Source organism: Bacillus sp. FSL R5-0431, assembly GCF_038002985.1.
GTDB lineage: Bacteria > Bacillota > Bacilli > Bacillales > Bacillaceae > Bacillus.
In genome coordinates this window covers 2,879,163-2,904,916 of sequence record NZ_JBBOOG010000001.1, presented here as the reverse complement: position 1 = coordinate 2,904,916, position 25,754 = coordinate 2,879,163, and the positions used below count along the sequence as shown (strand labels likewise).

The 25,754-nt window shown below is 38.8% G+C and carries 24 protein-coding genes and 1 pseudogene; 21 read left to right on the top strand and 4 right to left on the bottom strand.

Features of this window, described 5'->3' with window-relative positions; translation table 11 throughout:
- From MKZ03_RS15035 to MKZ03_RS14985, 11 genes are all read left to right on the top strand, one after another.
- Complete coding sequence (locus MKZ03_RS15035) at window positions 1-762, top strand: hypothetical protein (RefSeq protein ID WP_335370841.1); 762 nt, start codon at window positions 1-3, stop codon at window positions 760-762.
- Window positions 763-768: 6 nt separating this feature from the next.
- Entirely contained in the window at window positions 769-1,128 is a 360-nt protein-coding gene (locus MKZ03_RS15030) for a hypothetical protein (RefSeq protein WP_341015559.1), read from the top strand.
- A 13-nt stretch (window positions 1,129-1,141) separates the two neighbouring features.
- Window positions 1,142-1,288, top strand: coding sequence for a hypothetical protein (locus MKZ03_RS15025; protein WP_335370839.1), 147 nt, complete (start codon window positions 1,142-1,144; stop codon window positions 1,286-1,288).
- A 21-nt stretch (window positions 1,289-1,309) separates the two neighbouring features.
- Entirely contained in the window at window positions 1,310-1,468 is a 159-nt protein-coding gene (locus MKZ03_RS15020) for a hypothetical protein (protein ID WP_157840133.1), read from the top strand.
- Between the two features lie 303 nt (window positions 1,469-1,771).
- Window positions 1,772-2,770, top strand: a complete 999-nt coding sequence (locus tag MKZ03_RS15015; RefSeq protein WP_341032289.1) for a conjugal transfer protein — start codon at window positions 1,772-1,774, stop codon at window positions 2,768-2,770.
- Window positions 2,771-2,782: 12 nt separating this feature from the next.
- A complete protein-coding gene (locus MKZ03_RS15010) occupies window positions 2,783-3,037 on the top strand; it encodes a hypothetical protein (protein WP_106031467.1) in 255 nt (84 codons plus the stop codon).
- A gap of 11 nt (window positions 3,038-3,048) precedes the next feature.
- Complete coding sequence (locus tag MKZ03_RS15005; protein WP_341032287.1) at window positions 3,049-3,555, top strand: conjugal transfer protein; 507 nt, start codon at window positions 3,049-3,051, stop codon at window positions 3,553-3,555.
- Window positions 3,458-5,959, top strand: coding sequence for an ATP-binding protein (locus MKZ03_RS15000; protein ID WP_445662028.1), 2,502 nt, complete (start codon window positions 3,458-3,460; stop codon window positions 5,957-5,959). Before MKZ03_RS15005 ends, MKZ03_RS15000 begins: the two co-directional genes overlap by 98 nt.
- A gap of 1,107 nt (window positions 5,960-7,066) precedes the next feature.
- Window positions 7,067-9,448 carry a CD3337/EF1877 family mobilome membrane protein gene (locus MKZ03_RS14995; protein WP_341032285.1) on the top strand — a complete coding sequence of 794 codons (2,382 nt, stop codon included), beginning with the start codon at window positions 7,067-7,069 and terminating at the stop codon, window positions 9,446-9,448.
- Entirely contained in the window at window positions 9,445-10,422 is a 978-nt protein-coding gene (locus tag MKZ03_RS14990; RefSeq protein WP_341032283.1) for a bifunctional lytic transglycosylase/C40 family peptidase, read from the top strand. The genes MKZ03_RS14995 and MKZ03_RS14990 overlap by 4 nt, the downstream gene beginning before the upstream one ends.
- Before the next feature lie 9 nt (window positions 10,423-10,431).
- Window positions 10,432-10,932, top strand: a complete 501-nt coding sequence (locus MKZ03_RS14985; protein WP_341032280.1) for a hypothetical protein — start codon at window positions 10,432-10,434, stop codon at window positions 10,930-10,932.
- 1,316 nt (window positions 10,933-12,248) lie between these two features.
- Here the strand turns inward: MKZ03_RS14985 and MKZ03_RS14975 are convergent.
- Complete coding sequence (locus tag MKZ03_RS14975; RefSeq protein ID WP_341032278.1) at window positions 12,249-12,674, bottom strand: hypothetical protein; 426 nt, start codon at window positions 12,672-12,674, stop codon at window positions 12,249-12,251.
- 253 nt (window positions 12,675-12,927) lie between these two features.
- Between MKZ03_RS14975 and MKZ03_RS14970 the strand changes: the two are divergent.
- Window positions 12,928-13,424: pseudogene (locus MKZ03_RS14970) on the top strand (alpha/beta fold hydrolase); the annotation flags it as partial.
- 170 nt (window positions 13,425-13,594) lie between these two features.
- Here the strand turns inward: MKZ03_RS14970 and MKZ03_RS14965 are convergent.
- Window positions 13,595-14,239: an FMN-dependent NADH-azoreductase gene (locus tag MKZ03_RS14965; RefSeq protein WP_341032275.1), complete on the bottom strand. Its 645-nt coding sequence runs from the start codon at window positions 14,237-14,239 to the stop codon at window positions 13,595-13,597.
- 83 nt (window positions 14,240-14,322) lie between these two features.
- On the opposite strand from MKZ03_RS14965, the gene MKZ03_RS14960 reads away from it, so the two are divergent.
- Window positions 14,323-15,255: a helix-turn-helix transcriptional regulator gene (locus MKZ03_RS14960; protein ID WP_341032272.1), complete on the top strand. Its 933-nt coding sequence runs from the start codon at window positions 14,323-14,325 to the stop codon at window positions 15,253-15,255.
- 71 nt (window positions 15,256-15,326) lie between these two features.
- On the opposite strand, the gene MKZ03_RS14955 is transcribed toward MKZ03_RS14960, so the two are convergent.
- A complete protein-coding gene (locus MKZ03_RS14955; RefSeq protein WP_341032271.1) occupies window positions 15,327-16,532 on the bottom strand; it encodes a DUF418 domain-containing protein in 1,206 nt (401 codons plus the stop codon).
- Window positions 16,533-16,784: 252 nt separating this feature from the next.
- On the opposite strand from MKZ03_RS14955, the gene MKZ03_RS14950 reads away from it, so the two are divergent.
- The 7 genes from MKZ03_RS14950 (at window position 16,785) to MKZ03_RS14920 (ending at window position 23,373) form a co-directional block, all read left to right on the top strand.
- Window positions 16,785-17,480, top strand: a complete 696-nt coding sequence (locus MKZ03_RS14950) for a response regulator transcription factor (protein ID WP_307500206.1) — start codon at window positions 16,785-16,787, stop codon at window positions 17,478-17,480.
- Window positions 17,467-18,774, top strand: a complete 1,308-nt coding sequence (locus tag MKZ03_RS14945; RefSeq protein ID WP_340973675.1) for a sensor histidine kinase — start codon at window positions 17,467-17,469, stop codon at window positions 18,772-18,774. The genes MKZ03_RS14950 and MKZ03_RS14945 overlap by 14 nt, the downstream gene beginning before the upstream one ends.
- A 37-nt stretch (window positions 18,775-18,811) precedes the next feature.
- Window positions 18,812-19,240, top strand: a complete 429-nt coding sequence (psiE, locus tag MKZ03_RS14940) for a phosphate-starvation-inducible protein PsiE (RefSeq protein ID WP_034659895.1) — start codon at window positions 18,812-18,814, stop codon at window positions 19,238-19,240.
- Between the two features lie 296 nt (window positions 19,241-19,536).
- The gene (locus MKZ03_RS14935; protein ID WP_307500204.1) at window positions 19,537-20,490 is read left to right on the top strand and encodes an ABC transporter substrate-binding protein; all 954 of its coding nucleotides are present in this window, start codon (window positions 19,537-19,539) and stop codon (window positions 20,488-20,490) included.
- Between the two features lie 71 nt (window positions 20,491-20,561).
- The gene (locus tag MKZ03_RS14930; protein WP_307500203.1) at window positions 20,562-21,578 is read left to right on the top strand and encodes a FecCD family ABC transporter permease; all 1,017 of its coding nucleotides are present in this window, start codon (window positions 20,562-20,564) and stop codon (window positions 21,576-21,578) included.
- Complete coding sequence (locus MKZ03_RS14925) at window positions 21,571-22,608, top strand: FecCD family ABC transporter permease (RefSeq protein ID WP_106030459.1); 1,038 nt, start codon at window positions 21,571-21,573, stop codon at window positions 22,606-22,608. The genes MKZ03_RS14930 and MKZ03_RS14925 overlap by 8 nt, the downstream gene beginning before the upstream one ends.
- 21 nt (window positions 22,609-22,629) lie before the next feature.
- A complete protein-coding gene (locus MKZ03_RS14920) occupies window positions 22,630-23,373 on the top strand; it encodes an IucA/IucC family C-terminal-domain containing protein (RefSeq protein ID WP_307500201.1) in 744 nt (247 codons plus the stop codon).
- Between the two features lie 15 nt (window positions 23,374-23,388).
- On the opposite strand, the gene MKZ03_RS14915 is transcribed toward MKZ03_RS14920, so the two are convergent.
- Entirely contained in the window at window positions 23,389-24,267 is an 879-nt protein-coding gene (locus MKZ03_RS14915; RefSeq protein WP_341032266.1) for an endonuclease I family protein, read from the bottom strand.
- A 169-nt stretch (window positions 24,268-24,436) separates the two neighbouring features.
- Here MKZ03_RS14915 and MKZ03_RS14910 point away from each other — a divergent pair, with 169 nt between their 5' ends.
- The gene (locus MKZ03_RS14910; protein ID WP_307500694.1) at window positions 24,437-25,672 is read left to right on the top strand and encodes a pyridoxal-phosphate-dependent aminotransferase family protein; all 1,236 of its coding nucleotides are present in this window, start codon (window positions 24,437-24,439) and stop codon (window positions 25,670-25,672) included.
- Window positions 25,673-25,754 lie beyond the last annotated feature (82 nt).

The following is a 25,754-nucleotide window of genomic DNA, read 5'->3' as shown; positions in this document are numbered from 1 at the left end:
ATGAAAAATGAGAAGGCGAAACAGACGGTCAAACAAAAGACGGTCTTTTCTTTTTGGGAAAAAATCGGGGAAAGTAACTTGCGTGAAATGTTGCTCTATTTGAATCCAGAATTGAGTTTTGAAGGATTTCAAAAGAAGAGATTCTTTAAAGCTGCTTCAATTTTTTTGGCTTCGTTACCATTGATTGCTTTTAAGCCAGTTGTAGCAGTTGTAGCGTTGGCGTTAGCCTGTTTCATTTACCATATGGACTACAGGAAAATCAAGGGATGGTATGAGGTTGAAAAATTTCAAAGAGAGCTTGTCTTTTTCAAGTTTTCTAGAGAAGTCTATATTTATTTGTTGGAAAACATGTCTACTGTCTATCAAGCATTTGAACGTCTGTCATCAAGGCTTGATGAGGGTCTTTTGAAAGATGCATTGAGAAAGCTATTAATTTCAATGCATGAAAAGCCTAATGACGTGCAGCCCTTTATAGATTTTGCGAATGATACAAGTGGTGGTGATAGTGCAAGATTATTCATGCTCACTTTGTATGAGTATCAGCAAAATTCAAACGATGACAGCATTATCTACGAATTAGGAAAGATGACGAATGAACAATTATTCATGACGGTTGATGACATCGTTGAATATAAATTGCGGAAATTCGGCACTTTCCCAACTAAAGTTGCAATGCCAGTCATGATTGTAATGATCTCATTTTTTATCACTCTATTGATAGATGGTGTGAAATCCATCCAATTTATTAATGGAGGTGGGTGATAAAACATGGTTGAAGGATCAGTAATGACGCTGTTTAAGGTTTATATTTTTTGTTTCTGCCTTGTTCTTGTTGCGGATGTGGCAAACTATTGCATTAGGTTAAATCAAATTAATGACTTTAAGCAGTATGCAAATTACCAAATTGAGAGAAGAGGAGGATTGACCAAAGATGCGTTTCAAGCGATTACGAAAAAGAATGAAAATTCGTATGGGGGCAGTTTTCAAATTGAAAGCAGTTCTTTGAACCAAAAGCATCCTTATGGAACTGAAATTACTTACAGTGTTAAAACTACTTATCAATTTTTGATTGGTGGACATAAACAAGAGATTACAGCAAGAGGAGGAGCTTTGTCTTTGGTTAGATAAGGAGGGAGGTAGATTGGAACAGAATATATTTAGATTGGGTATTATGGCGGTTTTATTCATAGTTTTGGGTTTAACAATAGTCGGTTTGAAAGATGATTATCCAAATGTAATGAGAGATATTGAAAACTTTATCGAGCATGTCACAGGAGACATGCACTAAAAACAAAGGAGAATGATAATTATGGCAGTACCAGAGAATGTGGATCGTTTTTCATGGGGAACATTAGCAGCAGTAATTGCGGGAGCAGTAGGAATGGCGCTTCTTGCAGGGTTAACAGATTTTGTCCCTTGGCTTATGGACTTTATTCAAACGAGCATTAAAGGACTCGCAAAAAAATAATAAATGATGCAGGAGCAAGTCTTTCGGGGCTTGCTCTTTTTAAAGCGAGAATCTTGAAGAAAGTAGGGAGTATCATGACTTTTTTGAAGTGGATCGCCATTATTGCTAGGTATATTTCACTTGCTTTATTGTTTTCCATAATACTTATTGCTTTTGGTGGCTTTCTGTATAAATTGTTTACTCATGAATCTATTGTTGTACATCACTTTGCTGTAACTTCCTTTGGTTTTACTTTTGTATTACTAGCTCTTTACAGCTTCATTCGTGTGCTCACGTGTTCAATTAAAGTAAAGGAGGGAGAAAATGAAAAAGAAAAAAAATGACGGTAAGATGGCCATTCGAAATAACTCATTATTATCAGCTTTTAAGAAGAAGTTGAAAAGTGTTAAAAAGCCAGAGAAAAAGCCAAAATCAATCCCCAGAGATCGAACAAAGATTATTGCCGTAGGTATATGGTCAATGATTGCAACGCTTGTCTTTTTTGCTTTCTTGTCTGTGTTGCTGTCGGTCAATACAAGATCTGTAGTAAACGATATTGAACGAAATCAAGAGCGAAACAGTAAGCAAAAAGAAGAAGTGTCTATTGTGGCAGGAGAACGTTTTTTGTCGGGCTTCGTTGCTGAATATATCAACGTAAAGAATGAAAATGAGGCTATTGAAAACCGTCATAAAAAATTAATGACTTACCTTGCTAAAGAAAGTGATGAATTAGAACAAGAAACATTATTTGCTATATCTGGTGCGCAAGGTGATCGAGTTTTAAATAATTACACTCTTTTCAATGTGAAACAGGAGAAAGAAGAAACTCTATTTCAATACGAAATTGAGTATTCGAACATTGTAAAGGTGAAAAAGAAGGAACATGAAATTAAAAAACAAGCATTGCTGAACATTCCAGTAAAAAACAAGGGGGATCAATTTGCAGTCAGCGGAACTCCCTACATTTCAGAGATATACGACCTCAAAGGTGATATTGCAATTACGAAAGAAGATCGTGAGGAATATGACGGAGATCAAACAGCAGCCATAAAGGAATTCTTGCATACGTTCTTTCGGAAATACGCCGAAGAAACAAAGAACGATATGACTTACATCATGAAAACACCAGAGACTTTAAATGGTCATCTGGTATTTGGTGATGTCGAAAACTTCAGCATTTACAAGAATGATGATGGCTTTGAAATATCTTCTATTGTCATTTTCAAAGAAAAAGAAACGAGCATACCGGTAAAGGAACGATTTACTTTGTTCGTTACCAAAAATAGTGGTCAGTATTATGTAAATCAACTAAAACATCAATAAGGAGTGGAAAAAATGGAGTTTTTAGATTATCTGATCTTAGGAGCCAAAGCAGACTTACCAACAATAGGCGGTGTACAAAGTTGGGGGAAGCAAATTGTTGCGCAGGTTATAGCAATTATAGCCATGTACTTGATTACAAAGCATCTTGCGAAAGTAAGTATCGGTAAAATGGTGGGTGCAATAGTGTTTACAAGTGCTGGTGTATGGTGCATTCAAAACTGGTCTACTGTCACAGGTTGGGTTGGTGCACTACTTAAAACGATGTAAGAGGTGATAGTGTGTCGAGATTTGTATTCAACTATCGCAAGGCACTTAGGGAACCAAAGAAAATTCAGAGGATAACTGAAAATTATAGTTTACCATTTGCGATAGAGTTGATCCCCATGATCAACTATTTTATTTTTGTTGCTATTAGTTTTGGCTTTTTCTTAGGTGTTAGGAAGTTTTTTCCTAGCGCCTTTGAAAATACTTATGTGATCGTGATTTTTGGCATTCCACTAGGTTTAACAATTTTAATAACAAAGATTAAACCAGAAGGAAAAAATATTTATCTGTATTTTTGGGGTTTGATAAAGTACCTTGTTCTAATCAAATTGCCAAAGAAAAAATATTGTAATGATAAAATTATGGACTTTGCAAATGATCAAGAAATAAAATTCAAGTCTCTAGTAAAGGTGGTGCGGAAAAATGGTGGTGAATTTGAAAACACCAATGAAGAGTATATTAAACAACATGATCTTGACGAAAACGGGAGACGTTTGGGCGTATTATCGGATCAAAAGTAGCTCAATCCCAAGCAGAAATCAAAGTGAGATAGAAGATTATAAAGGCAAGTGGACGTCTTTTTATGAAGAAATAACAGAGTATGAAGATTTCCATTTGATGATGTATCCGAGTCGCTTTGATCTCGAAGGGCGTTTGAATGTATTGAAAAAGGATATACATGAGGACTCTATGGAAGTTGCTTCTTATTACATGCAGGAAAAAGTGAGTGTTTTGCAGCAGCGCTTGGGGAGATTGACCAGACCCGACTTTATTATAGGTATTAAATTGAACAAAACCCTTCTTAGTATGGATGCTGATATTAAAGATAACGTTGTATCTATGTTTAACACTGTCACAGACACCGTTGTAAATATGCTTGGGTGGGAACAAGATGTATCATCCCAATTTTTTGAACAATATAAAGAGATTGAGGACGATTTGGCGAGTACGGTTACATCTGTGTTTGGAGAGAGATTGAGAGAAGCGGAGCTTAAATATATCAATCGTTATCACTTTATAAGAGGGCTTTATCACGATGTTGAGGAAGAAAGCCAAAATGGAGATATTCATTCAATTACAAACACTGTTATAGACCCAACAATTCCAGGCTCTTTAAAACTTGTTAGTGATCAAGATGAAGGTCATATTTCAATGATTGTTGTTGACGAATTTTTAGACAACATGGCAAACAGTAACCTTTTTTATGAAGTACAGTCTTTGCCGTTCCCTGTAGAGGTCGAGATTAAAGCAAAAGTTGAAAGTAAGTCGATGACAAAGACAGCTTTAAATATAAAACATCAGCAGCTTAGAGAAGAACAAAATGAAAAGTATAGTGTTGGAGACGAAAGCGACCAGTCAACAATGACAAGTGCATTTCTTGTCAAAGACCTTCAAAACAAGATTAAGAAAGAAGAAGTGTCTCTAATCAATTGGCTTGCTGTTGTGATCGTTGACGGACGCACTAAAAAAGAATGCGTTGAAAAGGCTCGTCTGGTTGTTCGACATTTAAAAGGGGCAGGAATTAAGTGCAGGATTCCTATTGCTGATCAACTGTCTTTGTTTTATAAAATGTTGCCTGCTGAAAAGTTAGATTTGATGGACAAAAATTGGATTCAGAAGACAACCCAAAACGGCTTAGCAGAATGTTTGCTAGGTGTTGATTCTTTTGTTGGTTCTAAGATCGGTTTTTTCCTCGGTTGGGGTGATCGCTTTGATAAGCATACAGATTTAGAAAGCGCCATTCGATCAAGTCGAGACTTTGTTTTGTTTCATCCTTTTCTTGCTAATCAGCAAATAAAAGGCTCTAAAACCAGATCGCCACATTGTCTAATAACAGGCGATACTGGTAACGGAAAATCATTTTTAGCGAAACTGATATACACGTATATATCCTTCATGGATATAAAATCACTTTATATTGATCCGAAAAAAGAAATGCGAAAGTGGATTAAGAAAGTTATCAATAATCCGCAAACACGTAAAAACTTTCCTTTGTATATTGATCATTTGAAAAAGTATCATTTCATCACGCTTGATCATGAACAGAAAGAAAACTGGGGCGCATTAGACCCAATTACCTTTATGCCGCCAACTAAAGCTAAGGACTTGTTAGAAGTTATATTTGAACAGGTCTATGATTTTAAAGGAAAAGATGATGTGAACACTGCTTTTTTGAGAGCCATTACAAAAGTTCTCGAAATGAAAGAGCAAGGTAAACAAGTAGGATCGCTGCATGTTATTTACGAAATGCAGAGGCATAAAGAAGAAGTAGTGCAAAAAGCCGGAGACTATTTATATGAGGTTGTACAGGACTCTATCATGAAGCTGCTAGTTCACGATGGTTCTAATCCTTCCTTATCCCTTAGTGAAAGAATTACTATCTTGGAAGTTGAAAATATGGATTTACCAGACTTCGGAGAACGTATAGAAAATTTCACGAAGTCACAATTGAAATCAAGTGCGGTCATGTTTGCACTTGGAAAGTTCTGCGAGCTTTTTGGAATGAATGCGGACGAAAAAACAGCCGAGTTCATAGACGAAGCATGGATTTTTACAGCTTCTCCGCAGGGGAAAAAAGTAGAGCGTCAAATGAGACGTATTGGGCGTTCTTATAACAATGCTGAATTCTTTATTTCTCAATCAACTAAAGACGCACTTCATGAGGATGATACAGGAAACTTTGGTGTAGCATTCGCCTTTGACGAACCAAACGAACGTGAAGAAGTCTTGAAATGGATGAACCTTGAACCAAGCGAGGAGAACAAAAAAATGCTTGAATCCATGTTTCAAGGTCAATGCTTATTTAAGGACATTTATGGGCGAACAGCTAAAATTTCCATTGAATGCTTGTTTGATGAGTGGATGGGGGCATTTGAAACAATCAATAAAAGTGAGGTTGCATATGCGGAAGAAATGTATTTGTGATTTTGACATTGAATTGATGATGGAATATCATACATCTAAATACATGTATACAGAAATATGATATACTAAACTACAGGAAACTGTAATTACGGTATATCAGAAATTGCAGTGAACTACACGAGGTTTTTTAAAATTTTGTTAAACAAAACCATTGCAATGAATTAGAGGATTAAAATAAAAATTATACACAAAGCACAGCAAATAGATTAAACAAAAGTATTGCAATTAACACACATCTTATCTGTCTTTCTGGACGTTTTTCAACGATAAAGGACGAAGAGAAGACGGTAGCACAGCGGTATTAAACGAGAGAGTATACACGAGATGCAACAAATAATTGCAAAATGATGTGTTTCCTTTTTGAATAAAGTACAAATAACACACATCTTGTCTTTCTGGACGTTTTTCAACGATAAAGGACGAAGAGAAGACGGCAGCACAGCGGTATTAAACGAGAGAGTATACACGAGATGCAACAAATAATTGCAAAATGATGTGTTTCCATTTTGAATAAAGTACAAATAACACACATCTTATCTTGTCTTTCTGGACGTTTTTCAACGATAAAGGGCGAATAGAAGACGGCAGCACAGCGGTATTAAACGAGAGAGTATACACGGGGCGCAACAAATAATTAAAGAATGATGTCTTTACAGTTTGTTTTTTGAAGCTAAAGGCGAAGAGAATGCGTAATCAAGGCGTTAATAAACGACAAATAACATATATATCCGATGAGGTCTTTTAATTTGAAGGCGGAGGAAAAACAAAAAAATGGCCCAACTGGACCATTCTTCAGACTAGATGAACTTACATTTGCTTGATTAAGATCAGCAAATTAATCAAGAGGTTTGCTGAAGCTATTATTAAAAACAAGCAGGTTGTAATTTTCATCATTTTATTCACCTCCTTTGAGGTGGAACGAGCTTGGGCTACGGGAATAGCCTAGGCTCTTTTTTGATTATACCTTAAAACATCCATCAATTGGTGTGTTTTACGCAATATTGCTAAAAGCGTATTTTGAACTATCTGATCGAATAGGAAATATTCATTTTTAAGCCGTTCCTTAAATGGACGGCTATTTTTATTTCAATTTTTGGGAGTGATGAGATGAAAAAGCATTTAATCATTGTTTCTATAATCCTCTTAATATTAATTTCTATTATGGCTGTTGCAAGTGCGGAGGATAAAGATGGTGATAAAACAGTACAACCGAAAGTAGAGAAAGTAGGGGGAGTTGAGCTTGAAATAAGTCGCTTTCCATTGGAGCATTATCAAGCCCATAACCAAGCCGAGGATGGAATGATTAAGGGAACTATCGTTTCTTTGTCTAATGTAATGCTAGGCACAACGCAAATAATAGTTCTTGTCGTTGATAAAGCGATGGACTTATTTATGAGTGCTGAACCGATAGAAGGATTTAGTGATGCTGTGACAGATGTCTCAAAGAAAATGTACAGCGTTCTAAAGAATAGTTTCGGAGAAATAATCTTTGTATTTATGATAGGCTTCGTAGTCTATCTATTTTTAATTCGTGGAAGTTTTAAAGAAGGTATGAGACGTTTTGTTTTATTTTTTATGGTCATGATTGTGGCAGGACTGTGGGTCGGTAAAGCTGGATATTGGATAGAATCTCTTAATGCGTTGTCGATAGAAGCACAAGGGAAATTAATCACAGTTGGTAATAAGTTGACCGATTCGTTTTCGAGTAAAGGTGATTCTTCTTTAACCATGGATGACGTAAAAAAAGGTCAAGAGCTTAAAGGGACGACAGCCGTTCTTAGAAATTTTTATTTTAATGCTGCTTTGAAAAATCCTTATTTGGTGACTAACTATGGTACACCAAATGAAAAAACAATTTTGAAGAAGGGGGATGGAAAAGGTGGTCTTGATCGTATAGACACGCTACTTTCTTTCAAATTGACCAGTGAGGGTCGAAGTGCAAAGAAAGAGTTCATTAATGACAAAGAGGTAAAAGAATATAAAAACCAAAGTATTGCAGAGGGAAGTATTTATGCACAGTTAGGTTATTCATTTATAGGGATGCTTGCCGCAATTTCTCTAGGTGTTCCATTCTTTTTGATTCCGTTTCTTAACTTCTTGATTCAAATTATCGTTCTAGCGATCGCATTCTTTCTTCCTTTTGCGTTTATTCTTTCTTATGTTCCGCAATTTGCCTATAGTGGCTTTGTGTCGCTTGGGAGAATGTTCGCTTTGTTTATTATGAAAGCAATGCTAACTCTTGTTCTTGTATTTGTTTATGCTGTTTGCGTAATTGTTAATAAGACTATCCCTCCTACCAATTTAGGGATGTATTTTTTAAATGTGGCAGCATTGTCGGCTATTCTGATCTTTGCATTTTTAAAACGAGACAAGATCATCAATTTTGTTACGGCTGGTAAAGTCCAGTCTGTAGACGCAAATTTATTAGAGAATACTAGAAAGGCAGTCGTTCAGCCTTCATGGGAAGGTGCGAAAAAAGTCGGTAGTGGTATTAGCGAATGGAAAAAGAAACGTGATGCCAAAAAAGCTGCTGAAGAAAAGAAAAAAGCAGAAGAAGAGCAACAGTATTTAGCAGATAGACGAAGTGCACCACAAAATCAATCAACTACTGGAAACTCTAAATTTGATAGAACTTCACAAAATAATCCTCTAAAAAATGATGTGTCTTCGAAAAAAGAAATTGAAAGAGGACGACAGCTTGATGGGTCAAATGTAGATTCGAAAGCAGATGATTATAAGCCTCCATTGTATGTGGCAGATGGAGAAGATGTGGAAAGAACAGATCAAAAAGAAACGGGTGCAAGTGCTTCTAATCAATTACCAAAAGTGGATATTGAAAGAAGCGAACAAGCGACTAAAGATCAATTGGAAGAGGAAAGTAATAATAGTGCAAGTGCTTCTAATCAACTACCAAAAGTGGATATAGAACGAAGTGAACAAGCAACTAAAGATCAGTTGGCAGAGGAGAGCAGCAACAATGTGTCTAACGCTTCAAATCCAACGCCAAAAGTGGATGTAGAAAGAAGCGAACAAGCAACTAAAGATCAACTAGCAGAAGAAAGTAACAATAATTCAAGAGCATCTAGCAAAATACCAATTGTGGATGCTGAAAGAAGTGAACAATATATTAAAGACCAAATGGCAGAGGAAAAGACCGTTAGTCCGAAGGCTTCAACATCAGGTCATGAAGTTGATGTTGAAAGAAGTGATCAAGGTGTTTCTGAAAAAACGTTAACAGAGGAAAGTATCAGTAATCAAAAGCCTGTGAGTCCTGTTCCTCCTAACGTAGCAAGAAATGAACAAACACAATCAAAAGAAAAAGTAAGTGCATCAGTCCCAAAAACTGAAACTGAAACAGTTAAGGCAGATACACAACCAAAAGTTAAAAGAGTTGTTCAGGAACAACCGAAACAGAAACATGTGAAAATTGAGTTAGACCACATAGAGAGCCGTCAAAGCAAAAATGATCGAGGAGGGAATGGATCATGAAAAAGCTATTGACGGCTTTTTTTACTGTTCTTCCAATCGCATTTTTGGGGGGATTGTTGATTGTGGTTGTGTTGATTTTTGGGGGGAGTAATCAAAAAGAAGAAATCGGCGGTGGGGATGAAGAGTTTGTAACAAATGGTATTGCTCCGGAGATTGAAAGACTCCGCCATGTTTTCGAGAAGTACGCAAGGAAAGAAGGTGTTTACGATCAATTAAATATCATCATGGCTCTTACTATGCAGGAAAGTGGTGGGCGTTACCTCGACATCATGCAATCAAGCGAATCAATAGGTTTGCCGCCTAACTCTATAACAAGTCCAGAGTATTCAATTCAAGTGGGAGTAAAACATTTTGCGGCTGTATTTAAAAAAGCAGGTGGAGACGTGCGCCTTACATTACAGTCTTACAACTACGGAGGAGGATTTATAGACTTTGTTAAAAAGCGAGGAGGGAAATATACAAAAGCTCTTGCGCTAGAATTTAGCAAATTCCAAGCCTTGAAATTAGGTTGGCGAAGCTATGGTGATCCGAATTATGTTGATCATGTCATGCGCTATTTGAAGGGTGGAGGCACTGTAAAGCCTGTCAACGGCGCTATGGAGGGATATGAAACTGTAATGAACGAAGCCCTTAAGTATGAAGGTAATCCATATCAATGGGCTGGTTCAACTCCTAAAACGGGTTTTGATTGTTCGGGCCTTGTGCAGTGGGCTTACAGAAAAGCGGGCATTTCATTGCCCAGAACGGCACAAGAACAATACGGTGCCACAAAAAAGATTGCTGAAAGTCAGGCAGTACCAGGAGACTTAGTCTTCTTCACAGGTACGTATCAAGGTAAATTTATCACACATGTGGGAATTTATGTAGGAGATGGAAGAATGTATAATAGTAATGACAGTGGCGTCCAATACTCTACTCTTAAAAAGGGATATTGGCGTGAACACTTGGTGTCGTTTGGAAGAATAAAAAATTAGGGGGATTTTATGAAAAAAGTATTTTGGGTATTGGGTGGTGTGATTTTGATTTTAGGGATTACGAGTTATTACATGACATACAACAAGTTAAGTGCTGAAAAAAATCAAGCTCTAAAAGAAAAACAAAAGATCGAGAATAAAATGAATCATATGACAAATTCGGAAGCTGCTGACATGAATCAAAAGTTTTTTGAAGCGTTCTTCCAATATGAAGATGCTGATGATAGGGAGAAGGCGGTTCGAAAGTTGGCAACGGATAAAGCGATGAGTTATGCGTTTCCCTCGAAGGCTCCAAAGAAACATAGTGTAACCATGCGGGGGGATTTACTTTCTTTAGAAAGTTATTCAAAGAAAGTTGATGAAAAGCATGAATTATACCTTAATGAAGCAAAAATTGCGCTTACGGTGAATGCTGTGACAACGAAACAGGAGTTGATTATTCAAACAGAATTGAAAAAAGAAAAAGATGGGTGGATAGTTGATAATGTTCAGGTGAAAGGAAGTAATTAATCTTTGTAAATACCGTGAAGGTGCGATGATGCGCTTCCTGTTTTCGTGATACCGAATGTGATACCAAAAACTCAAAATAATATAAAAAATAAAAAAAGAAGGGTCTGCATAACCCTTCATATTACTGCGTTTCTTGCGCCATTAGGTATTATTTTCGTGTCAATATGGTCGAGATGGAAGGCAGTATCGGGTAATACACCTGAAAGGCCTGATATATAAGGGTATTAGAGGTTTTGAAAGAATAATGAAAATCGGCGGTGCCGATTCAGATTTTATCTTTTGTATAGGAGGCGAACTTTTTTAGTTCGTCTCCTTCTATTTTCTCAGTAATATCTAAGTAAGTATTAGAAGTTGTTTTAATTGTTTTATGCTCTAATCGGTTAGAAACAAATTTTAAACTGGCTCCTGATTCTAAAAGTAAAACTGATTGGGTATGTCCGAAACAATGCGTTTCTTTATAATCTACCCCAGCTTTTTTACAATAGTTTCACGTAATGTAGAAGGTGTTAAATAATTGCCAAGATAATTTTGAAAGATGATATTATCACTAGTTTTATTAAATGATTTATTACGTAATATCATTTCATTCTGTTTCAACTTGAATTTTTTAAGTTCTTTTAATACTGCATCATTTATTTCTATAGTGCGATAAGATGATGTGTTTTTAAGGTTATTATAGTTGCTTTATTGCTGTTATTCCATCTAACCTGTCCTTCAATTACCTTCAATATTCCTACACTTCAAAGCTAACGCCTCGCTTATGCGCAAGCCTGTTTCGCTCAAAAAGTACATAAGCATATAATACAATTGATAATCTTTGCATCGTTGGTGTTTATAGGTTTCTGTAATCGAGTATTTGTTTTAATTCATCCAAACTAAAATTTTTCACTTCATCTTTATTTAGCTCAACCTTATCTTTCACTAAAACCTTTAATCTATCAGATGGACAGTACGTGATTATTTTCAACAAGCAGTCGATAAAAAGGGGATTGGTAAATATTAGTTTAAGAAAATTTGATAATAGCACTATGACAAGTGGTGATTTTGAGGGGTTTAAAATTATCATTGCACACGAAGTAAATAAGTGAAGGTTTAATTACAATGAATATTAAAAAGACTATCATTTCTAATTCAAACTTAAAGTATATATAATTTGAACAATGTCAAATAACCGTTTAGTAAGATTGTATATTAAAATACAACAAAGACGTAATAAATAAAGAAAGACCAAGATAGCTTAATTGCCAACTTGGTCTTATATGCACAAATTTAAATAAATATTTAAAAAGTATTTTTTCTAAATATGTACTAACAAATTAATCCCATTGTATTTTTAAATTATAGTATGATGCACCAAGACTAGGTCTTGTATCTACTACTTCAAGATAATTCCAACCCAAAGTTAGATCCGGAAAAAGTGCAAAGTCTGATCCAACTTCGATAAATTTTCCGTTTAATATGCTTAGTTTATGAGACCCCTTACTATCAAATATTACACTGACGCCCTCAAAACCATCAAAATAAAATTTATAATATTTAATAGGGTTATAAGTGTTGGTATAAGAACTACCTATACCGCCGTTTTTTAGTTCAAAAGCTTTATCATGAATACTGCTAGATGTGATAGTAGAATGAGTTTGATTTTGACTATAATTTTCTGTTTCAGCAGCAGATACACCACCAGTTATTCCACTAAACAATCCTAGAGAAATAACAGGAACGAGTAATAACTTTTTTTTCATAAACAAAACCCCCTTATAGTTAGTAAAATATTACAATTTTATGATAACATGAATATTTTGGGTTATCAAATTAATTATTGGATTTAGTTAATTGGTAGATATGCTAATCAGGCCCTTAAGACACAGGTAGAGGAATTATTGATTAGTCGCCAAAATAAATAACCAGGCGCTCATTTGAAAGTGAGTACCTGGTCCTTTTTTGTTTATTCGTCATACGGTCTATACTTTTTGCGTAGCGTTTCGAGTTCTTTTTTCATTCGGTGCGTATATTCTTCTGGAAGCACTGGTACAAGAGTACATAGATAAGAAGTATTCAATCACTTTACTTCAGCCGCCTGTTGCTAAAAACATGCTAAATCGCTAAATGTTCCACAATTTATGAACAAATGGACATTGAAATTGGCAACTACTAATATGATAGAGCGTTATTTATTAAGTAATGGTTTGTTTGAAAATACGGAGAGCATCCCTGAACATTATATTGAAAAAGTCAGAAATAGTTTTACGTCTCCTAGAATATTAAATACGGCGGTTCAGCTTAACAGTTTACTACTGAAAACCGATCAAGGTGATTTCAATGAAGTCACAAAGGATAATCTTCATATTATTTGGAGGGGTTATGACAAAGGCTATTCTGCTCCATCGCACCTTGGGAAGGTTGATTTTGTTCCATATGGCCATCATTTTTCTCTTAGCCATCCGAGTGAAACGGCAGCATTCATCATAAAAAATAGTCATACTAGCAGATGAGAGTGTGGGATAAATAAAAGTATGTAGTAATTGAAATAAAATCGTACTGTTTGGGGTCCCGCCTATGCCCAACTGAAAGATTTTATAACACCCCAAAACGAAAAAGGTTATTTTTATTACAAATAAGCACGATTTTCGTTTTGAGTCTTTTTGTTTTTGAAAAATAGAGGTTAAATAGGTGCATAAAACTGATCTAAGGTTTTCGTCATATCATCAGCTGCAGATTGTAAGATAGCACCTTGCTCTAAAATCGCTGTTCCTTGTGCCCGGACAATATGAAATTGATGAAACCCCATCAAGTTTTGAAATATTTCTTTTAGGTAATGATGTGAAAATTCCAGAGGTGTATATCGATCGTTATTTGTGAAAATTGAGCCGCTTGCTTGAAGCAAAAGTACACGATAATCGTCAGTCATCAGACCAACTGAACCAGCTTCTGTATATTTGAACGTTTCTCTAGCAATAAAGATATTATCTATATAATCTTTCATTCGTGAAGTCACATTGAAATTATGAACAGGTGACACAATCACAATTCGATGATGTGCTTTGAATTGAGCCAATAAAGCAGAAGAAGCAGCAGCAATTTTTTCTTCCGTAGCTGTTAATGTTTGTTCAGATGCTTGCTTATCCCAAATACGTAGCAGCTGTTCTTTTTCGATACGAGGAATTTCAGTTCCATATAAATGTAAAATCGTTGGTTCCTCATGAGGAAATCTTTCTTTAAACTGTTCTAAAAATAGTGTTTGCAGTTTGTTTGAATAACTTTCTCGATGAGTGAAATCAGGGTGCGCGTTAATGATTAATGTTTGCATATACATGCTCCTTTTCTTTTGATAAACTGAGTATAAAATATAAAGGTGACAAAACATGTCACTCTTTTCAAAAGGAAAGTCAAATGAAAAAATCAGAACGATTAAACCAAGAGCTCATTTTTTTAAGTGATAAATACTCATTTCAATTAAAAGATTTAGAAACTGAATTTGGCATATCTAAACGTACGGCTTTGAGAGATATGGAAGAGCTAGAGTCCATGGGCTTAGCTTTTTATGTTGAAAATGGAAGAAGTGGAGGATATCGACTGGTGAAACAATCTCCAATGGTTCCTATTTATTTCAATATAGATGAAGTTCAAGCTATTTTTTTCGCGCTTAAAGCGCTAGACCTAGTGTCAGCAACACCATTTAAAAAATCCTACTCACAAATTCGGCAAAAACTGTTTGCCACAATGTCTGATGAGAGAAAACAAATGATCACGGAGACTTTGGAAGTGATTCATTACTATAATGTTGCACCAGTTAGTGAACAAAATCATTTGGAATTGTTTTTACAGGCGATGAGGGAAGATCAAATCGTGAAGATGACGTACACTCAAAATGAAAATAAAAGGATCAGGCTGCAATTTCTTGAGTTATTTTATCGAAATGGGATTTGGTTCACCAAAGCATATGATGTTCAAAATAAAAAGTGGGGCATCTATAGATGTGACTTTATGAAGGACTTGATCATTGAAGAAGAAGGCAGAGACACCTATACGAAGGAAGAATTAAAAGCAATGCAGCTCGAGTACGAAAAAACTTATCATGATATCTCATTTAAATGTCGATTAACGGAACAAGGAAAAGAAAAGTTTTTGAAGAATCATTACCCAAGTATGAGATTGGAGATCATTGAGAATACTCCTTATATTGTGGGTGGATACAACCAAGAAGAATTATCGTATATGACTCACTATTTGATCTCATTTGGGAAACATGTGAAAATTGAATACCCTGATGAATTAAAAGAAAGTTATCTGAATCAATTGCAAGAAATGGTCGACCAGTATTGAACCATAAAAGACTTCAGAAAAGGCGAACCACTACAGTTCGCCTTTTTCTTATCTGTTTTTATCACGGTGAGTTACTTCGCCGCAGTGACTGTATTTGTTTTCGGTTGATCATGTGCCTTTCCATACGTCAGCTGCCGCCAGATAAATTCCATCGGTCCATACTTAAACCGTTTTAACCATAACGTACTGAAAAGCACAAGGAAGACATACACGCCAATAGCCATGAAGAACGTACCAGCCGGCTGAAGATGGTCGGCAAGCCCCGCTCCATACTTTAGAAATAGCATGGTTCCAATGATCGAGTGAAGCAAATAACAGGTTAGTGACATTCGTCCAACTTTTGTAAAAACCATCAAAGCACCTCGCAGCTGAGGAACATGCAGAAACAGCATCGCAAGTGTACTCATATAGAACATACTGCCCGTTAATCCACCGTTTTGTTCAAGGGCAGAGGCCATGTCCATCCACAGTGTATTTTCAACAGGATTGACCGCTGCTATGATCGTACTGCTCTGTGTAATCATAAACGCGATAGTGAAAATGATCCAAATGCGATTCCAAATCGCTTTTTTCGTCTCCATGTTTTTGAAAAACTCCATTTTCACAAAATACACACCAAGCAAAAACATGAGGAACATAGAATAGATGATAGAAAATGAACCAGAAGCCATTGTGACCATATCTGTCCACCGATCACCAATAGATGCTAGATAAGTCAGGCTGTTGTGGCTGGCCAGCTCGAAATCAGCAAAAACCGGCTTGCCTGATGATACTGTGTTAATGTTATTGAACAGCATCGCGAAAAAAGGAGTGAGCAATTGTATGACAAAGAGTGTGATCAGCCAGTATAGGATGGTTTTAGCTCTACGTTTGTAAAAGAAAAGTAACAAAAAGCCAGCGGCAGCATAATGGGTTAAAATATCACCAATCCAAACAAAGGTGACATGCAGAAGGCCAATTCCTAAGAGAATGGTTAACCTGCGTGCAAACAGCTTGTTTGGGCTGTCCACCTTCTGAGCAGCTCGATCCATAAAAATCATAAAACCAACCCCGAATAGGAAAGAAAACAACGTAATGAATTTCCCTGAGGCGAACCAATTCACCAAGTTGTGAAAAACATCATTTGCTTCCATATCGAACCCCTTCGCCGAATCCACGATCAAAAAGTAATTGACCAGAATAATCCCCAATAAGGCAAATCCCCGTACAATGTCTAAGAAATGAACCCGATCCCGCAGACTCATCGGTTGTCCGTGTGCTACTTTGTTTGCATTCATATCCATGCTCCTTTTCTTGTTATGATAAATGTCATTCGGATCAACACATCGATCCTTACAATGATTCAATATACGACCCAATTCTTAACAATTTATGAAGATCCAATTTTTTGAAAATGAATGTGACAAATTGATGGCAGATGGTCATATTCATAAACTGTTAAGATTTATGCTGTATCTTTTCACATAGCTAGATGATATATAGTAAAGACATAAAAGAATGTACATCACGTATCATGAGGTGAGAGAGATATGAACCATCGAATATTAGTCGTAGAAGATGATCAGGATATTGGAGACCTTTTGCAGGAATCCCTTACACGCGCAGGATATGAGGTGCTGAGAGCGATGAATGGCGAGCAAGCATTGAAGCTTGTGAACGATTCGCTCGATTTGGTGATTTTGGATGTGATGATGCCAGGCATTTCAGGCATCGAAACGTGCCAGCAGATGAGAGCCTCCTCTAACGTTCCGATTCTATTTCTGACAGCCAAATCAAGTACATTCGATAAAACCGAAGGCTTACTCGCCGGCGGGGATGATTATATGACAAAGCCTTTTTCACAAGAGGAGCTCCATGCTAGAGTGATTGCACAATTACGCAGGTATACCGTCTATCAGGAAAAGAAGGAGCAGGAAGAAACTTTTCTTGTTGGGGGCAAGCTGAGGGTGAGCGAAGAATTTAATGAAGTGTGGAAAGAAAGTCAGCAAATCAAGCTGTCTGATTTAGAATATCGAATGTTGAAGCTGCTCATGAGCAGGCGAAACAAAATCTTTTCAGCCCAAAATATTTATGAGAGCGTGTGGGGACAGCCTTATTTCTATTGTTCCAACAATACGGTGATGGTGCATATTCGAAAGCTGCGTGCCAAAATTGAAGATGATCCAGCCCGCCCTGTATATGTTAAAACGGAATGGGGAAGAGGATACCGATTTGGCACATCGTAAATATACACTAGCCAAAAAGCTGGCACTGCTGATTTTGACAGCTGCGGTCGTGAGCGGACTTGTCTTTTTGACGCTGCAAAAGATCACCAATGACCTGATTGATGGATACTTGAGTTCGGACGAGTATTACGAGGAGGAGTCAGCCAGGTATATTCAAAAATTCAGCCGCTATGTGTCTGAGAATGAGCTGTCTTCAACAGATCGAAAAGCGTTTGGTGAGTGGGTGAAAAAAGAGGATTACATTAATTTGACCATCTTCAAGGATGAAGTGCTGCAATATGACTCCATCTATTCCGCTGCTGATGAATCGGCGTACGGAAAAGAAAAGGTGACCCAGTACGCTGAGCATCATTCGTATCCGGTTCAGTTTAGCGACGGTAAAGGCCGGGTCATGGTGGATGGTTTCTATTCATTTCGTTATCACGATCTTGCCTTTACACTCGAGCTGCTCGGGGCGACGCTTATTTTTCTCATCATTGTTCTTCTTGGCATCCGCAAAAGTTTATGCTATCTGCAAACGATTCACCAAGAGATTCATATTCTTGAAGGCGGTGAGCTGAACCATGAGATGACGGTGAAAGGGCACGATGAATTAGCCATGATTGCCAAAAGTATTGAGGATCTCCGAAAAGCTTTTCTGGACAAGCTTCAAGCCATCGACGAGCTGCAAGAAGAGAGCCGCAGTCTGGTTACTGAAATGTCACACGATATGAGGACACCGCTGACGTCGCTGATAATGAATTTGGAGTTTGCGAAAAAAGAGGAGGCTGGAGCGGATACCCGTAAAGATCAATATATAGCCAATGCTTATGAGAAAGCACTGAAATTGAAAAATCTGTCTGATAATCTGTTTGCCTATTTTCTACTTGATAAAGAACATGAACCTGAGCTTGAGACCGTTGCAGTCAAAGAGGTCATTTACGATCTCTTATCAGATCAGGTGGCGATCTTGCATCAAGAGAAATTCAAAGTACACCTGTTAGGAGAACTGCCTGACAGCTATATCAACGTGAATGTCGAGGAGCTTGGCCGAGTGTTTGATAATTTGATGTCCAACTTACTTAAATACGCCGATCCCAAAAAAGACATCAATCTCACGTTTTTATCCGATCAAGAAATCTTTGAGATTCATGTCAGCAATGCGATAAAAGAGACAGATGACATGCAGGAAAGCACTGGACTTGGTGAACGAAGCATTAAACGAATGATGTCCCGCATGCACGGGCAGTTTGAAAGGATGGAAAAGAACGCTGTTTACTACATCGTGCTGCGATTCTGGCACATCAAAATATAGACCACAAATGAATAATATGGAATGGAGAGACTACCCAATGAAACGATTCAACAACTTCCAAAAGGTACCCGATCTCTTGCAAGGCCTACTGAATATCTGTCTGTTCTTTCTAGCCATTGCTTTAAGCGTCCTCTTAATTAGTGAAACTTGGTATATTGTCCAATTCGTCTACAAGACTTTGTTTAACAAAGGAGAAAGCTATTATGGGATGCTTGGAGAACTGCTGATCTTCTTTATGTATTTTGAGTTTATAGCCTTAATTATTAAATACTTTAAATCAAACTTTCATTTTCCGCTTCGCTATTTTATTTATATTGGTATCACAGCTGTCATCCGATTGATTATCATCGATCATGAAGAGGCTGTATCGACGTTCTGGTGGGCGCTGGCCATTCTTGCGATGACTTGTGCACTCTTTATCGCCAATAAACGACATACCGCGCAGGAGCATGAAGAAGTGAAGTGAGGGAAGAAGACGAACGATTGCTGTTCGTCTTTTTTAGGTTGATAGAGAAAGTCTGATTATGAACAATAAGTCGTCATTAATGGAGTAGAGTACGAAAAAGGAATTCAATGTAAATGTTTATCCAGAGGAACATAAGAGAGGCCAATCATTCCAATAATGAGAACAACTAGTCAACACTCTCCCTTTTTCTTAAAAATTTACATTGACACCATCCTTTTCTATGATAAAATCATAGTGTGATAATGAGAATCGTTATCAAACGATATGACTACATATAGAATGGATAGGTGAGGTACATGTTCAAAAAATCTTTTTGGTCGTTGCTAGTTGTGCTCTCCATCGTTTTACTTGCAGCTTGCGGGAACAATAGCAGTGAAGGCAAGTCAGCTAGTAAAGAAAAAACAAGAACCGTTGAAAGCGCTATCGGTTCAACTGAAATAAAAGGATCGCCTAAACGTGTGGTGACGCTGTACCAAGGAGCAACAGATGCAGCAGTCGCTATGGGCATTAAACCAGTGGGTGTTGTTGAATCATGGCTTGAAGCACCTACGTATAAATATTTAAGAGATGACTTAAAGGATGTCAAAATTGTTGGGCAGGAAACACAGCCAAACTTAGAGGAAATTGAAAAGCTCAAGCCTGATTTGATCATTGCATCAAAAGTCCGCCACGAGCAAATTTTTGATCAGCTGCAAGAAATCGCTCCAACTGTTGCAACAGAAACAGTGTTCACATTTAAAGATACAGTGAAATTAATGGGTGAAGCGTTAAACCAGCAAGACAAATCAAAAGAATTGCTGACGAAGTGGGATGACCGCGTCGCTGACTTCAAAGAAAAAGCGAAAAAAGACATCAAAAACTGGCCAATGAGTGTGTCCGTGGTGAACTTCCGTGCAGATCATGCTAGAATCTATCAAACTGGATTCGCAGGGTCGATTTTAACAGAGCTAGGCTTTGAAGGACCTAAGAATGTCAAAGATAAAAAGCAAGACATCATTACACTTACAGACAAAGAGAGCATTCCACAAATGAATGCAGATGTGATCTATTACTTCATGGATGATCAGGATAAAGCGGTTGAAAAAGCATATAAAGAGTGGACAAGTCATCCTTTATGGAAGCAGCTTGACGCAGTGAAAGCGAAACAAGTGCATAAAGTCGATGAAATCACTTGGAACATGGGCGGCGGTATTATCGCTGCAAACATGATGCTTGATGATATTGATGATCGTCTCGGAATTGATAAATAAGGATAGCAGAGGAGAAAATGTGAAAAACCATTTTCTCCTTTTTTCCATAACAGATTGAAAGCGGGAATCAGATGAGAAGTTTATTAAAAAAGGATTCTAGCAAGGCGCTGCTGTTTGCTGGATTCGTCGTATTGATGTTGGTCTTTTTTATGCTCAGCATTTCTCTTGGGCAAACCTCGATTTCCCTCAAAGCCACCATCCATGCGTTTCTTCATTTTGATGAATCGGATCCAAACAGTGTCATTGTCATGACATCCAGATTATCAAGAGCTTTAATCGCAGCGGTTGTTGGATCAAGTCTAGCCATTTCAGGTGCACTCATGCAGGCATTAACGAGAAACCCGCTTGCGGCACCAGATTTGTTAGGCATTAATGCAGGTGGACTATTTTTTATCGTCATTTCGATTGTTTTCTTTTCAACAGAGTCATTAACAGGCTATATGTGGACAGCGTTTTTAGGTGCTGCGATTGCAGGGATGCTCGTTTTTCTCTTGGGCTCCATTGGAAGAGATGGATTGACACCGGTCAAAATTGTCCTTGCAGGTGCGGCGATATCTGCACTGTTTGCGTCCTTTACACAAGGTCTTTTAATCGTGAATGAACAGTCGATTCAAAGCATCCTGTTTTGGATGGCGGGTTCAGTGTCTGGAAGAAGCATTGATATGCTGCTGCCTGTTTTGCCTTATATTTTAGGGGCAACAGTTGTGGCGCTGCTTCTTGGACGCTCCATCAATGTCCTTTTGTCAGGTGATGATATTGCGAAGGGACTTGGCCAGCGTACGCTGCTGCTGAAAATTACGATGGGGGTACTCGTCGTCTTTTTAGCAGGTGGTTCCGTCGCTGTCGCAGGATCGATTGGGTTTGTTGGTTTTCTAGTGCCGCATATTGTGAAAAAGCTTGTCGGACCTGACCACCGCTGGGTACTGCCGTATTGTGCCGTTGTGGGAGCGTCGCTTTTACTTGTCGCAGACCTTGCGGCTCGTTTTCTGATCATGCCGCAGGAAGTGCCGATTGGTGTCATGACGGCGGTAGCAGGAGCGCCTCTATTTGTTTATCTCGTGCGCAAGGGGTTGAAGACAGGTGGCTAAAACATATACAGTGCGTTCAAAGGGCGGGCGCATTTCATTTCAATTTTCAAAGCGGACGTTTTTGATTTTACTTTTATTGACGGCCGTTGCTTTTGGATTATTTATTCTCAGTCTCTGTATGGGCAGCCGGTTTATTCAGCCGATGGATGTGCTGCTTCATTTAATCGGTCAGGGAGAGGGAAACACCTTTGTGCTCAATACGCTGAGGATTCCAAGAACACTGCTGGCTGTCTTAGTGGGGGCCGCGCTTGCGGTATCAGGGCTTATTTTGCAAGGATTAATCCGCAATCCGCTTGCATCGCCTGACATCATTGGGATTACGAGTGGTGCTTCGTTTGGGGCGATTATGTTTATTGTCTTTTGGATGGGCACTGTGCCTATTGCGTACCAATCCTTATGGGCGATTGCAGGGGCTTTTGCCGTATCGTGCCTCATTTATTTGCTTTCATGGAAAAAAGGAGTCAAGCCGATCACACTTGTCCTAATGGGAATTGGGATTTCTGCCATTATGAAGGCGTGTGTGACATTTACTCTTGTTCTTAGTGATACGATGACGACGACAAAGTCATATATTTGGCTGACGGGCAGTTTATATGGTTCTACGATGAAGGACGTCACGTCGATGCTTCCTTGGATCATGATCATTTTACCGATTGTCATGGTGTTAGCAAGAACGATGAATGTGAAGGAGCTTGGAGATGATCTCGCAACAGGCCTCGGGGTAAAAGTGCAGGCAAAACGGTTATTCTTTCTACTGATGAGTGTGACATTGGCGGGGATTGCCGTTGCCTTTGCAGGCGGTATTGAATTTGTTGGACTGATGGCGCCGCATGTCGCACGGATGATCATCGGCCGTTCCTTCATTGCGCTGGTGCCGGCATCTGCGCTTGTTGGAAGTATTCTCGTGATGCTGGCAGATTTAGTCGCTAGAACGGCTTTTCTACCGTTAGATGTACCAGCAGGTGTATTCACGGCTGCAATTGGTGCACCGTTCTTTATTTATTTGTTATACCAGCAGCGAAATCGATAAACGAAAGATGGAGGTTTTGATATGAGGCCAGAGTGGGTTGAGAGAGAATTACTTGATTTCGGGGTACACATCACAAATGGACCAATGACATCTGACCGCACACTTGCTGCGCTTTTTTCAGAAGCATCTGTCCTGCGTTTATTAGAGGCTGAAAAGGAAGCCATGCAAGCACCGAATTTGGCGGTGGCAGCGTCGATGTTTTCAAAGCGTTATGCCTACTTAGCCGTCAGTTCCTCTTTGTACATGATGACGCTGTATGACGGTGTCTATCAGTTTCCACCGGAGGCATGTGCCTTTAGAGAGGATCGGAAAATTGAAATTGATGAGACGTTATGTTCGTTTGTTCCACTAGAAGGAGATCGGCATGAATGGAGAGAGCAGGTTGTGCATGCGCTGTTTACGGAGTGTGTTACACCTCTTTTAGATGTACTGAAACGTACTTCAAGACTTCCGTATTCAATTTTATGGGAAAATGTAGCGGTTCGTATCAATTCTCTTTATCGCAGCATGATGCGGGAGGCCGAAGAGCCTGCGGTGAAGCAGCGCGTGCAGGAGGATTATCTGTATCTGAAGCAAGCGGCTGGTGATGTATTCGGAGCAAAACAAAATCCATTTCACAACAGCTTAAACTTAGATGACAGCTTACTAGAAACATCCAACCGAAAGACCTGCTGTATGTATTATAAGCTCGAGAAAAAATCGGAGAGTCTCGATTATTGTCTTGTCTGTCCGCTTGAAAAAAAGAAAGGCACTGCTTGCTCGTAGCAGTGCCTTTCTTTTTTATTCCCAAATCGTACTTGCCCATTCTGGGTGATCGATAAAGGGATTGCGGTTGTTCTGATACGTTTCATAAATGATCTCGTTGCGGTTCCGTTCGATTTGATCGACTGGATCTTGTTTGTGCCACTTGAGAAGTACGGACATTTTGCCGTGAAGAGGGGCGCTTCCATTATTCACTTTGTCGTTTAATTCTAAATCTGGAAAGCGGTCATCGCCCTCGTACCGCACTGCCATATAAAAGAGCATTCTTGCCACATCCCCTTTCACCCGGCTATGAGGTTCGAATGAGTCGCTATCGTAGAAATTACCCGGTGCCCCCTTGTATTCATTTCCGCCCAGATCAAAATCTAAATTTCCACGTGTACTATTCGTTTGTACGTCTGTTGCCCGCAGATGATGGAGATCTGTACCGGGGCCCTGGCTTGTCCCAAAGTTGCCGTGTGACTTAGCCCAGACATGCTCCCGGTTCCACTGGCCAACATTTCCGCCATTCGCTTGCTTTGAGCGAGAGACACCGCTATAGAGCAAGAGCACATTGCTTGGATTCTTTGGATCTTCATCTGTTTTCTTTAAGGCATCCCAAACCTGGCTGTAGGATAGCTGCTTATGATCATCAATAATATCGTGTAAAGCTTTCTTTAGAGCGGGTCCTGATTTGCCATTAGCAGATTGATAATAGGAATCGATTTGACTTGTAGCGGCTGTTTTCGCTTGTTGTGCAGATGTTTCGTTTTGAAGCTGTAACGGGGAAAATGTGATGGTTTGGCTCGGTTCATTCAGAGTAAAGCTTTGAGCATTCACAGCTGAAGGCAGCGGGGCGGCTAATGTGCCGAATATCATGATTCCGGCAGCCACAGTTCCAAATAAGGTTCTCTTCATTCGATTTCCTCCTTAATAGGGAATGTATTCTCTTTATTTCTATCATATTGTCAGAAAGAAATAAATGGATTTATCGTAAATTTTATGTAATGAATTCGTAGGAAAAGAGATTGCTATTTTAACAGCATTGCTGTATAAGTGGGCATATAGGATGGCAGCAAGGGAGAGGATGGATAACGTGAAAGAACTGCAAATACCTTCAAGAACGATTATGACACCAGGACCTGTTGAAGTAGACCCGAGAGTGCTCCGTGTGATGAGTACCCCAATTCTCGGTCAATTTGATCCAGCATTTACACATATCATGAATGAAACGATGACCTTATTGCGGTCGCTTTTCCAAACAGAAAATGAATGGGCTTTTCCGATTGACGGCACGTCTCGTTCAGGGCTTGAAGCTGTGCTTGCCAGTGTCATTGAGCCGGGAGATTCGATGCTTGTGCCTGTCTTTGGCCGCTTCGGTCATCTGCTCATTGAAATAGGACAGCGCTATGGTGCTGAGGTACATACAATGGAATGTGAATGGGGAACGGTTTTTGATCCTAGCGATATCATTCAGGAAATGAAGCAGGTCAAGCCTAGAATCGTTGCGATGGTCCATGGTGAAACATCCACGGGGCGGTTGCAGCCGCTTGAGCAAATTGGTGAAGCGTGCCGAGAACTCGATGCACTGTTCATTGTAGACGCTGTAGCAACCATTGGCGGGGCCCAGGTGAAAGTGGACGAATGGAAGATTGATGCGGCGATTGGCGGTACGCAGAAGTGCTTGTCTGTTCCATCAGGCATGTCACCTATCACGTATAATGACCGGGTGGCAGCTGTCGTTGAATCGAGAAAGAAAGTGGAAAAGGGAATTGCGACACAGGATGAATTGCAGGAGCAAATGGATATTTCTCCAATTAAAAGCAATTACTTTGATCTCAGCCAGCTCCAGGATTATTGGAGCCCTAGACGATTAAATCATCATACAGAAGCGACAACGATGCTCTATGCACTTCGAGAAGGGGTTCGTGTTGTGCTGGAAGAAGGACTGTCTGAGCGTTTTCAAAGGCACGCATATCACGAGAAAGCCTTGATGAAAGGTCTTGAAGCGATGGGACTTGAATTGTTCGGTGATCCACATTGTAAAATGCCAGTTGTGACATGTATTGAGATTCCAAGTGGTATTGATGGAGAAGCGGTACGTGCCGATCTACTTAAGCATTTTGGCATTGAAATCGCAAGCTCCTTTGGACCGCTAGCCGGACGTATATGGAGAATTGGCACAATGGGCTATAGCTGCAGAAAAGAAAACGTGCTGTTTGTGTTAGCAGGGCTGGAAGCGATTCTAATCAAACACGGTGCATCCATCCATTGCGGAGCAGGGCTTCAGGCGGCTCTTTCTATCTATGAACAAAGTGAATAAAGTCATACGGATACTCGCTATTTGCGGGTATTTTTTATTTGGAAAAGAAAACTAATTTTTGAAAAACTAGACTTATAGACAG

Coding starts and splice junctions, on each gene's coding strand:
- MKZ03_RS15035 (WP_335370841.1), top strand. CDS start 1: ATGAAAAATGAGAAGGCGAAACAGACGGTCAAACAAAAGACGGTCTTT.
- MKZ03_RS15030 (WP_341015559.1), top strand. CDS start 769: ATGGTTGAAGGATCAGTAATGACGCTGTTTAAGGTTTATATTTTTTGT.
- MKZ03_RS15020 (WP_157840133.1), top strand. CDS start 1,310: ATGGCAGTACCAGAGAATGTGGATCGTTTTTCATGGGGAACATTAGCA.
- MKZ03_RS15015 (WP_341032289.1), top strand. CDS start 1,772: ATGAAAAAGAAAAAAAATGACGGTAAGATGGCCATTCGAAATAACTCA.
- MKZ03_RS15010 (WP_106031467.1), top strand. CDS start 2,783: ATGGAGTTTTTAGATTATCTGATCTTAGGAGCCAAAGCAGACTTACCA.
- MKZ03_RS15000 (WP_445662028.1), top strand. CDS start 3,458: ATGGTGGTGAATTTGAAAACACCAATGAAGAGTATATTAAACAACATG.
- MKZ03_RS14995 (WP_341032285.1), top strand. CDS start 7,067: ATGAAAAAGCATTTAATCATTGTTTCTATAATCCTCTTAATATTAATT.
- MKZ03_RS14990 (WP_341032283.1), top strand. CDS start 9,445: ATGAAAAAGCTATTGACGGCTTTTTTTACTGTTCTTCCAATCGCATTT.
- MKZ03_RS14985 (WP_341032280.1), top strand. CDS start 10,432: ATGAAAAAAGTATTTTGGGTATTGGGTGGTGTGATTTTGATTTTAGGG.
- MKZ03_RS14975 (WP_341032278.1), bottom strand. CDS start 12,674: ATGAAAAAAAAGTTATTACTCGTTCCTGTTATTTCTCTAGGATTGTTT.
- MKZ03_RS14965 (WP_341032275.1), bottom strand. CDS start 14,239: ATGCAAACATTAATCATTAACGCGCACCCTGATTTCACTCATCGAGAA.
- MKZ03_RS14960 (WP_341032272.1), top strand. CDS start 14,323: ATGAAAAAATCAGAACGATTAAACCAAGAGCTCATTTTTTTAAGTGAT.
- MKZ03_RS14955 (WP_341032271.1), bottom strand. CDS start 16,532: ATGAATGCAAACAAAGTAGCACACGGACAACCGATGAGTCTGCGGGAT.
- MKZ03_RS14950 (WP_307500206.1), top strand. CDS start 16,785: ATGAACCATCGAATATTAGTCGTAGAAGATGATCAGGATATTGGAGAC.
- psiE (WP_034659895.1), top strand. CDS start 18,812: ATGAAACGATTCAACAACTTCCAAAAGGTACCCGATCTCTTGCAAGGC.
- MKZ03_RS14935 (WP_307500204.1), top strand. CDS start 19,537: ATGTTCAAAAAATCTTTTTGGTCGTTGCTAGTTGTGCTCTCCATCGTT.
- MKZ03_RS14930 (WP_307500203.1), top strand. CDS start 20,562: ATGAGAAGTTTATTAAAAAAGGATTCTAGCAAGGCGCTGCTGTTTGCT.
- MKZ03_RS14920 (WP_307500201.1), top strand. CDS start 22,630: ATGAGGCCAGAGTGGGTTGAGAGAGAATTACTTGATTTCGGGGTACAC.
- MKZ03_RS14915 (WP_341032266.1), bottom strand. CDS start 24,267: ATGAAGAGAACCTTATTTGGAACTGTGGCTGCCGGAATCATGATATTC.
- MKZ03_RS14910 (WP_307500694.1), top strand. CDS start 24,437: ATGGATAACGTGAAAGAACTGCAAATACCTTCAAGAACGATTATGACA.